Source organism: Paenibacillus sp. IHBB 3054 (genome assembly GCF_051594305.1).
Classification (GTDB): domain Bacteria; phylum Bacillota; class Bacilli; order Paenibacillales; family Paenibacillaceae; genus Paenibacillus_AQ.
Map to the genome: position 1 here is coordinate 1 of NZ_JBOFBG010000075.1, position 8,091 is coordinate 8,091.

5 protein-coding genes are annotated in these 8,091 nt (G+C 48.0%); 2 read left to right on the top strand and 3 right to left on the bottom strand.

Features of this window, described 5'->3' with window-relative positions; genetic code table 11:
• Positions 1 to 440 precede the first annotated feature (440 nt).
• Complete coding sequence (locus ACQ76X_RS35355) at positions 441 to 926, top strand: GNAT family N-acetyltransferase (RefSeq protein ID WP_438498562.1); 486 nt, start codon at positions 441 to 443, stop codon at positions 924 to 926.
• Between the two features lie 120 nt (positions 927 to 1,046).
• Here ACQ76X_RS35355 and ACQ76X_RS35360 read toward each other — a convergent pair whose 3' ends face one another.
• Both ACQ76X_RS35360 and tkt read right to left on the bottom strand, forming a co-directional pair.
• Entirely contained in the window at positions 1,047 to 1,364 is a 318-nt protein-coding gene (locus tag ACQ76X_RS35360) for a pyrimidine/purine nucleoside phosphorylase (protein ID WP_038587105.1), read from the bottom strand.
• A gap of 34 nt (positions 1,365 to 1,398) precedes the next feature.
• Positions 1,399 to 3,447, bottom strand: coding sequence for a transketolase (tkt, locus tag ACQ76X_RS35365; RefSeq protein WP_438498563.1), 2,049 nt, complete (start codon positions 3,445 to 3,447; stop codon positions 1,399 to 1,401).
• A gap of 403 nt (positions 3,448 to 3,850) precedes the next feature.
• Between tkt and ACQ76X_RS35370 the strand changes: the two genes are divergently transcribed.
• Positions 3,851 to 4,495: a hypothetical protein gene (locus ACQ76X_RS35370; RefSeq protein ID WP_438498565.1), complete on the top strand. Its 645-nt coding sequence runs from the start codon at positions 3,851 to 3,853 to the stop codon at positions 4,493 to 4,495.
• 31 nt (positions 4,496 to 4,526) lie between these two features.
• Here the strand turns inward: ACQ76X_RS35370 and ACQ76X_RS35375 are convergent, their stop codons facing one another.
• Positions 4,527 to 7,679: a hypothetical protein gene (locus tag ACQ76X_RS35375; RefSeq protein ID WP_438498567.1), complete on the bottom strand. Its 3,153-nt coding sequence runs from the start codon at positions 7,677 to 7,679 to the stop codon at positions 4,527 to 4,529.
• Positions 7,680 to 8,091: the final 412 nt, after the last annotated feature.

Sequence of the window (8,091 nt, forward strand, 5' to 3'; positions counted from 1 at the left end):
CACCGGTACTTTTGTCGATGCGCTTCTACGCACAGATTTCGCCATGCGCAGGCATCCTAGCTACGCGGGGGCTTGGCCCCTCCCGCGACCGGACTTTCACCGGTTAGAGGTAGCGTGCTTTTCTGGGCACGCTGCTTCCGAAGCGAGCTTTCCTATGGAAAGCTTTCAGGCGGGTCGCTTTCGCTCCTACAGTTCCAAATTCCCCCTCCGTTACTTTTGCCCTTTTGTGTAGTGATTAAGTTCATTCTATATAGCCTGAATTTTCAGACGCAGCCGGAAGTACAGGCTGCGTCTTTTTTTGCTGTATGACCGGGGTTGTCGCACCACTCTCTGTGAAGCCGTTTTTTTACTATTGTAAAAAGCATCCACGCAGGATTCTATCCATCCATTGACGAATATTGATTGTGAAAATAAGTACATATCATTTCAAGGAGGAACCCATGCTGAACATTCATCCCGCTGACCCTTCGGATGCTCCGGTATTGGCTGAAATACAGAAAAGAACATTCGACGAAGATGCACTTAAGTATCGGAATAAAGCGGAAGACGGACCGCCAGGTTACGATTCCATTGCTTGGCAGTCAGAAATGATGAAGAAAGGCCATTATTTTAAGCTTCTTGCTGACGGCGTTATTATCGGCGGAATGATCGTGTTTCCTGCTTCAAGGGAAGACGAATTCCTTCTCCTCCGGATCTTTATTGACCCCCTCCAGCAGAATCGCGGATTCGGACAGGAAGCATTTCATTTCCTCTTTGCCAGCTACCCAAGCGCGAGGAGATGGACACTTGACACCCCTTCCTGGGCCGTCAGAAATCATCACTTCTATAAGAAAATGGGATTCGTTCAGACCGGAGTAATCGGGGATCCTGACAGTCAAGACGCATTTTTTGAGTACGAGCGGATCAGCTCCAATGTAACAGCATAAATCATCCCTTGAACGATCCAATACGGCAAAAGCGGCATGAGGGTCCCTATCATTTTTCCAGTGAAGACAAAAAAAGAAGCCCCGCCATAAACGCGGGACTTCCAGGTTGAAACACTATTGTTACAGAATCGGGTAAGAACAGCAATAATCAGTTAAGCCGAATACTTCCAGTGCAAACTTGGAGTTGCCGGGAACGTGGAACGTTTCCGCTCCTTTAATTTCCTTCCACACCTCAGTGCCGGGAAGCAGCACCTTCAGATCACCGGACAAAATTTCCATGGTCTCGGGACCATCCGTGCCGAATTCATACACACCAGGGAGCATAATGCCGAGTGTCACCTTAGTTCCGTCCTCCAAAATGACTGTACGGCTGGTAACTTTTCCATCGTAATAAATATTGGCTGCTTTTTGAATTGTCGCGTTGGTGAACTGACTCATGTGCTCATTCTCCCCCTTGTCCTTAATGCGTATATTATAGCAGGGCTTTTACGCGGCTGACTACATTTTCCACAGTGAACCCATATTCTTTAATTACAGTATCGCCAGGTGCAGAAGCTCCGAAGGTTGTGATGCCCAGAATGTCGCCTTGGTCACCTGTGTAACGTTCCCAGCCGAAGGTTTGCGCCATTTCGATCGCCAGACGAGCTTTTACTTCAGGCAGAATGACGGAATCACGGTAGGCTTTATCCTGTTTCTCGAACAGGTCCCAGCTCGGCAAGCTGATAACACGCACATCAACACCTTCTTCAGCAAGCGCTGCTTGTGCTTTTACAGCCAGCTGCACTTCAGAACCGGTAGCAATGATTTGTGCTTGCGGTGTGCCATTCTTGGAGTCGGAGACAACATATCCGCCGCGTTTGATATTATCGCGCACTCCTTCAACTGTACCAGGCAGGATTGGCAGGTTCTGGCGGGTAAGCACCAGCGCTACCGGATTCGAGGTGTTCTCCACTGCGTAGGCCCAAGCCGCGGAAGTTTCGTTGGCATCCGCCGGACGAATCACAGTAAGACCTGGAATAATGCGCAGGGAAGCCAGTTGTTCAATCGGCTCATGGGTAGGGCCGTCTTCGCCGACAGCAATACTGTCATGTGTCAGCACATAGGTTACCGGCAGCTTCATGATCGAAGCCAGACGAACCGCAGGACGCAGGTAATCGGTGAATACGAAGAAGGTACCGCCGAATACTTTGAGACCGCTATGCAGGGCAATCCCGTTCATCGCTGCAGCCATACCGAACTCGCGTACGCCGAAGTAGATGTTGCGGCCGTCATAGGAATCGGAAGTAAACTGTGTCAGACCATTCAAATGTGTCATTGTCGAGCTCTCAAGGTCAGCGGAACCGCCCACCAGTTGAGGAACACCGGCAGCAAGGGCGTTCAGTGCATTACCGGAAGCTACGCGGGTGGATACCGCTTTGTCTTCTGCTTTGAAGAATGGAAGTTTGGCATCCCAGCCTTCAGGCAGCTCGCCGCTGATTGCAGTTTCGAGCTGTGCTGCAAGCTCAGGGTAAGCCTTTTTGTAGGCAGCGAATTTTTCATCCCAAGCTTTGTTAGCCGCGATGCCATTTTCCTTCACTTCAGCAAAACGGGCGCGCACTTCGTCAGGTACATAGAAATCTTCTTCATATACCCACTTGTAGAAGTCTTTCGTAAGCTTCGCTTCGTCTGCACCGAGCGGGGAACCGTGAGTACCGCCATGGCCGCCTTTACCCTGTTTGTTCGGGCTTCCGTAGCCGATAACAGTCTTGACTTCGATCAGTGTCGGTTTGCTGCTGTCCGCTTGCGCTTCGGCAAGTGCTTTACCCAGCGCAGGAAGATCGTTGCCGTCTTCTACACGCAGAACCTGCCAGCCATACGCTTCAAAACGTTTAGCTACATTTTCGGAGAACGCAAGATTCAGCTTGCCGTCAAGGGAGATATCATTTGAATCGTACATTACAATCAATTTGCCCAGCTTGAGATGTCCTGCAAGCGATGCGGATTCGGAAGAAATCCCTTCCATCAAATCGCCGTCGCCACAGATTGCATACGTATAGTGGTCAATTACATTATGTTCATCTTTATTATAAGTAGCGCCAAGCTGAGCTTCAGCCATAGCTATACCTACCGCCATACCGATACCTTGTCCAAGCGGACCCGTAGTAGCGTCAACACCGGCAGTGTGTCCGAATTCCGGATGGCCTGGTGTCAAGCTGCCCCATTGACGGAATTGCTTCAATTCTTCCATTGGCAGATCATATCCGCTAAGGTGCAGCAAGCTGTATAGCAGCATGGAGCCATGTCCTGCAGACAGTACAAAACGGTCACGGTTTACCCAAGTCGGGTGATCCGGGTTGTGGTTCATTGTTTTCGCGAACAGCTGATAGCCCATTGGGGCTGAACCCATCGGCATTCCTGGATGTCCGGAATTGGCTTTTTCAATTGCATCGATTGCCAAAGTACGGATGGTTGTGATGGCCAGGTTATCCACCGTTGAATTTTCTTCTTTGTGGATCGCTTGTTCTTTTGCCTGTTCTGTCATTACAATAATCCTCCTCTAAATCAAGAATGTCATTTTGACTATTATTGTATCACTAATGTGGAAGCAATTCCAATTGTTTTTGTAAACTATAGGTTTCAACAGCTTATATTTTGCGTCTCCCAAACATCCTATACCTGATTTCCACTACATCAAATAAAACTTGCATCTTGAAGCATGAACCCCTAGCGGCTCTTCCGTTAAAAAAATGCTGTGCTAACTGGCGGTAGCATTCTGATAAGCGTTTAAGGTGAAGTTTTAGCTTATGTCAACTTAGCCTTTGGTCCAGTTTTGAGTTAAGACTAAAGTTTGTTTTACAAAGCTGGATTATACAGTAAGATGAAGATACTTCAATTAACGGTTTAACCGGATGATACAATACTTCCAGAAGAAAGGAATTTCGAACATGACCGCAAATAGAGATATCTATATTGTGCTTACCGGGACGGGTACCGCCTTCAGCGGATTAATCAAATGGTTCACGAAAGCTGAGCTGAATCATGCTTCGATCGCCTTTGACAGTGAATTGCGCGAGGTATACAGCTTTGGAAGAAAAAAAATGTACAACCCTTTTGTTGCGGGGCTCATTCACGAGAACTTTATCGACCCCTTTTACAGCAGTGCGAATTGTGCAATCTATCAGCTCAGAGTCAGCAATACGGAATACGAGACGATGTACAACCATGTGCAGGGCATGATGCAGCATCAAGAGCGCTATAAATACCACCTCCTGGGCCTGATTGGAGTCCTGCTGAACATAAAAATAGACCGGGAGGACGCTTATTTTTGTTCCCATTTTGTCGCCTCCTTGTTTGAAGAGATTACGTTTCGGCCTGTAGATAAGCCCTCTTGCTTCGTGACGCCCGAAGATTTTGCCTCATCGCTGTGCGCTCATAAAATTTACAGCGGCAAACTGTCCTACTATATGCGCAGAACTCAAAGAACGGCTTACATAACCCAGGGAATGAAAACAGGATCTGCTGCTTCAACTGCCTCGCTAGGTTCAAGAATGTTAAGAGCAACAGAAGAACGAGCCGAGGGAATCGTCTAACGATTATCCCTCCGCCCGTCCGGTTTTGCTTTTATTTTATCCGGTGACTCTGAAAATATTCGGTCCATTCCCCCATGATAGTTACTGTCACAGTATCCGTTTTGGTATTAAACTCATTTTTAGCAGTAAAAGTGAACGCAACCGGACCATCCGGCAGCTTTTCAAAAGCGGGATCATACAGTTCGCCTGTCCACAGCGTTCTGTCGCTGTTCACCGGATTCAGTTGAACCGTGTAGCCACCCGTCATGGTCACATCAACCGTATCTGGCATACCCGTAGCTTTAGCCTCAAGTACAAAACTCTCTCCCGCCCAAAAGATGTTATAGCCTCGCGGACTCTCCGCATTCCCGCTCTTTTTTAAATTATAAGCTTGCCTATTCTTGTTCCACTCCCCTGTGTGCTGCACTCCGCCCTTCACCGTCAGCAGATTGACCATAAAATATTTACGTGGAGACACGTTGCTCCAGCCGAAGCCATCATACGCCTCTACCTCCACTGCATACTTCTGATTTTCTGCCAGGCTTCCTGCCGGGATCTGCCACTGCTTCGCACTTGAAGTCTGTTCCCCCGACTGTACAGTCACAGCTCCGGTCGTAAGATTAATGATTCGCACTTTATACCGCTGCTGCAGATCTCCATCCTCGTCCTGGTATTCCCACTTCATAATCGGTGTTAGCGTATTGACTACCGTTGGACTCGCCTGACTGCTGCTGGTCGGGTACGAAATGTTAACCGTAGGCAGCCGATTGGCCACAGTGATGGACTGTGACAATTCCCGGTACAGCCCCAGGGAGTCTGTCACTACCTGCCGCAGCGTAAAAGTACCGTTAGTGGTGAACTGCTTACTGAAATTGCCCTGGGCGCTGGCTAAGCTCTCCGTTCCGCCTGCCGGCTTCAGATAATACTTGTGGCTAATGCTGTCGCCCTTCAAGATATCCAGATCTGTCGCCTTATCCTGTATATTCAAGACATCCGTCCGGTAGATCGGCACCAGGGCTGCATTACGTCCTGTGTCCGTCAGTAAGGTGAAGCCCGGCTGCGGCGGATTGTCGAGAATGAAGGCTTTCTCATTCGAAATTTCCGACCAGGAACCTTTGGAGTAGGCTCGGCCGTACAGATAAAAGTATACGAACCGCTCAAAAGTCGGGTTCGGAATCTGATACTGCCGCAGCGTGCCGGTGGGATCATTGTTCTGAATGGTTTTAACTAATGATCCGTCCTTGTCATAAAACTCTAATAAATACTTCTCTTGCGCGTCGTTCTCCGGATCGGAGTATGTCCACTTTACTAGCGGATCTCCCAGCAGCTGCGCATCAATGACGGAAGGATTCGCTGCCGTTCCTACCGGAGTGGTGAGTGTCAGCGATGGCGGCAGGTTTGGAATAACACTAACCTCCAAGGTGGCGATATTGGACTTCGCTCCAATCTGATCAATCGCCCAGTGCTCAAAACGGTAGGTACCCGTCTCTGGAAAGCTCACCTCTATATTCGGGGTCGTATAGCTCTTCATTTGGCCGCTGCTGTCCGTAACATTCCAGTAATACCGAAGTGTGTGCTGATCCGCTGTATCTTCGTCTACGTCCGCTGAATTGAATGTAAGTATGTCATCCTGATAAACTTGTGTCTTCCCGATAATCTTCGCTGTTGGAATATGATTCAGCACGGTAAACGCCCGGGAAACTGTTGAACTCAGCGATCCGTCAGATGCGGTTAGCTTCATCTCCCATCGATCCGAAATGGACTGTTTGGGCGAAAGACTGTTCGCATTAATTATGTTTTGCATGACCACAGTCTGATTTCGATTGGTCCCTACAGCATAATATGGACCTTCACGGTTCGCTGTTTTCCAAACATAGGACAAGCTGTCACCGTCCTTGTCCGGATCTGGAGTCAAGTTTTCTAGGGCAATAACGGTATCCCGGTATACCTCCGAAGGCATATTGAAGTCAGCAATCGGGGGATGATTCATTACCGTCACGCTCTGGCTGTAAGGCTCAGACCATAATCCGCGGTTATCGCGTACTTTTAAGGTCAGTTGATAACTTCCCACTCCATAGCTGGCGATATTCGGCGGTGTACTAGCTCCACCGGTATAGGACCAGACCGTCTGTGATCCATTTTTCACGACGGACCATTGATAGGTATCCAGTGGGTCATTATCGGGATCAAAGGATTTGTCGGTGACCGTGGTTGCCTTCCGGTAGGAAACGGTGCTCGGCTCTACGGTAAACAGTGCTACCGGAGGCAGGTTCCCCGCCGCTGTGCCAACCGTGCGTACACACCAGTCACTCCACACACCCAAAGCATTTTCTCCGTCAATGTCTCGTACCCGAAGGCGGATAACATAGTTTTCGGTAGATGATAACGTCCCTGAAGGAGTACCATCTTTCCATAGCTCTTCATCGCCTTTTTTATATTGCCACTGCCGCTGCGTCAGCCCCTTATCCACTCTGGAGATATGATCGGAGTCATAAGAACTGTCGGTGATCTGCAAAGCTCCTCCGACTAATTTAGCAGTGAATAAGGCAATCGGCTTGCGGTGTACTTGGAAGGATAGCTTTGTAAAGTTGTCACTGCCCCACATCCGGTATTCACTGAATCGGTTATCTGCTGTTGGTGTATCCTTGGGCTGATAGGTGACGACATAGTAACCGGTGAATGAAAAGGAATCATACGGCGAATTCCGCCAGGCTCCGGAATCAGCAAGCAGTCCCATACTGTTGTCAAAATAATCGGGATTATGCTGGTACTTAAAGCGCTCCGCGTATTTGGCATCTCCCTCATAATCGCTGTATGATGTGCTGTTCTGGATTTGGCTATTAATAAGCACGAATGCACTACGCTTTAACCTTTGCCTCACTTTAAAGGACATCGAAGCAGAGGCTGAAGCATTCGAGGGATCGACCGCCTTCACAATTACTGTGTAGTCTCCTGGAGGTATCGCATCCTCTAGGACATCAATAGGGATCGAAAATGCTTTGGTATTATGTGCTTTGGGCACGATAATTTTCTTGTACAACACATTAGGGATTTCCACACTAATGGTAACATCATTATTATCCGCATCCTGTACATAGCCCTCCACATTAAGAAGGCTTTTACCTGCATCATTTTGCAGCGTTTGGCCACTTGGTGTTGTGAGTGACAAAGTAGGCGTTGAGTTCACTACCAGATCAAAATTCATAACTTTCCTTATTCTAAAAGTTCTCGAATGATTGTAGTCAGCTACATCATTCTGCAATGAAACCTCAACTTCCATTTGTGTTGGTGGGTTGACGATTCGCTTTTGGACCCCCGGATATTCGGCTTCATATTCTTTGAAACGATCATGACTATCATGTAGAATATCCACCATCGTATCTACTTCTCGTTCATTTTGCTCTGGTGGGTTTTTTTCCGGGAGATAATCTTGAGTGGTAGTAAAATGCGGTTCATCCACTGGATTGTACCAAGGGTAATCCGGAAGATCATCTCTAATCCCCATATGCATACCGAACTGAACCTTGTTTCCTATATACATATCTCTAGAAATATTTGTTCTCCTTGCCCGATACTGGGCGGGAAGAATTTTATAATTAAATTCTTTAGTGATTTTA

Coding starts and splice junctions, on each gene's coding strand:
- ACQ76X_RS35355 (WP_438498562.1), top strand. CDS start 441: ATGCTGAACATTCATCCCGCTGACCCTTCGGATGCTCCGGTATTGGCT.
- ACQ76X_RS35360 (WP_038587105.1), bottom strand. CDS start 1,364: ATGAGTCAGTTCACCAACGCGACAATTCAAAAAGCAGCCAATATTTAT.
- tkt (WP_438498563.1), bottom strand. CDS start 3,447: ATGACAGAACAGGCAAAAGAACAAGCGATCCACAAAGAAGAAAATTCA.
- ACQ76X_RS35370 (WP_438498565.1), top strand. CDS start 3,851: ATGACCGCAAATAGAGATATCTATATTGTGCTTACCGGGACGGGTACC.
- ACQ76X_RS35375 (WP_438498567.1), bottom strand. CDS start 7,679: ATGAATTTTGATCTGGTAGTGAACTCAACGCCTACTTTGTCACTCACA.